Here is a 1,025-nt window from a genome sequence, read left to right as displayed (position 1 = left end):
GCTCGACGGCCTTCAGCGCCGCCGCCATCGCGGCCCCGCCGCTGCCAATGATGGCGATATGCAAACCGGCGCCCTCAAGTGCATCACGGATTTTTGGTTCATCTTTGAAATCACCAACCCGGATCGAGCCTTGATAACCCAATGCGGCGATGGCGGCCAGCAGTTGGTTGTGGCTCACGGCGGTGTCTGCCATGACTTGCGCGCGGCTTTCTGGATAGGACACCACAGCGGCATTCACGCCGGGAATCTTTTCCAAAGCATCTTTGACATGGGTGGCGCAGGATGTGCAGGTCATGCCATTCACGGTGATTTCGGTCATTTTTTTACTCCATTGAATTTCGGGGTGCAGCAGGCATCGGCTTGGCGTTTTCGTTGGATGGCGTAGATGGTCAAGCCGATGAAAATCGCCAGCGCAGGCAGCAGCACATAGTCCAGATAGCCGGTCAGCGCGGACAAGCCGACCACACCGAGCAAAATGACCAGAACAGGGGTGAAGCAACACAGCGCCACGAGGGTTGTGCCAATGATGCTGACCCGCAGCAGTGTCTTCGGGTCTTTCATGATCAGTTCTTGACTGATGATGGGTAGCCCGCATCCTCGGTAGCCTTGGTCAGTTTCTGCACGCTGGTCTTGGCATCATCGAAGGTGACCACCGCTTCGCGCGTCTCGAAGGTCACGTCAACTTTACTGACGCCATCGACCTTGGAAATCGCCTTCTTGACAGTGATCGGACAGGCCGAGCAGGTCATGCCCGGTACGGACAGCGTAACGGTCTGGGTGGCGGCCCACACGGGGGCAACAACGGCAGCGAGGGCAAGGGCGGAAAGCAGCTTTTTCATGGTGAACTCCTGTGATCAATAGAAAAATGGCACGACGTAGGGAAATCCGAGCGCGACCAAAACCAGCACGGCCACGCCCCAGAAAATGAGCTTGTAAGTAGCTCGCACTTGGGGAATCGCGCAAACCTCACCCGGTTTGCAGGCGGCTGACGGCCGGTAGATGCGCCGCCAGGCGAAGAACAACGC

Annotated in this window: 4 protein-coding genes; all 4 read right to left on the bottom strand. The window is 57.8% G+C overall.

Annotated elements, in window-relative coordinates; translation table 11 throughout:
• A partial coding sequence (locus tag HMPREF2886_RS03745) for a cation transporter (protein WP_177344439.1) occupies positions 1-319 on the bottom strand: 319 nt, incomplete at its 3' end.
• Positions 316-561 carry a mercury resistance system transport protein MerF gene (gene merF / locus HMPREF2886_RS03740; protein ID WP_000654684.1) on the bottom strand — a complete coding sequence of 82 codons (246 nt, stop codon included), beginning with the start codon at positions 559-561 and terminating at the stop codon, positions 316-318. The genes merF and HMPREF2886_RS03745, both read right to left, overlap by 4 nt.
• Before the next feature lie 2 nt (positions 562-563).
• The gene (gene merP / locus HMPREF2886_RS03735) at positions 564-839 is read right to left on the bottom strand and encodes a mercury resistance system periplasmic binding protein MerP (protein ID WP_000735441.1); all 276 of its coding nucleotides are present in this window, start codon (positions 837-839) and stop codon (positions 564-566) included.
• 15 nt (positions 840-854) lie between these two features.
• The coding region (locus tag HMPREF2886_RS03730; RefSeq protein ID WP_083318516.1) for a mercuric transporter MerT family protein at positions 855-1,025 on the bottom strand (171 nt) is incomplete at its 5' end.

The organism is Pseudomonas sp. HMSC066A08 (genome assembly GCF_001813025.1).
In the GTDB taxonomy this organism is placed as follows: Bacteria; Pseudomonadota; Gammaproteobacteria; order Pseudomonadales; family Pseudomonadaceae; genus Pseudomonas; species Pseudomonas aeruginosa.
Note: the sequence above shows the minus strand (reverse complement) of the source record. Positions and strands in the feature narration are given on the sequence as shown.

Coding starts and splice junctions, on each gene's coding strand:
- merF (WP_000654684.1), bottom strand. CDS start 561: ATGAAAGACCCGAAGACACTGCTGCGGGTCAGCATCATTGGCACAACC.
- merP (WP_000735441.1), bottom strand. CDS start 839: ATGAAAAAGCTGCTTTCCGCCCTTGCCCTCGCTGCCGTTGTTGCCCCC.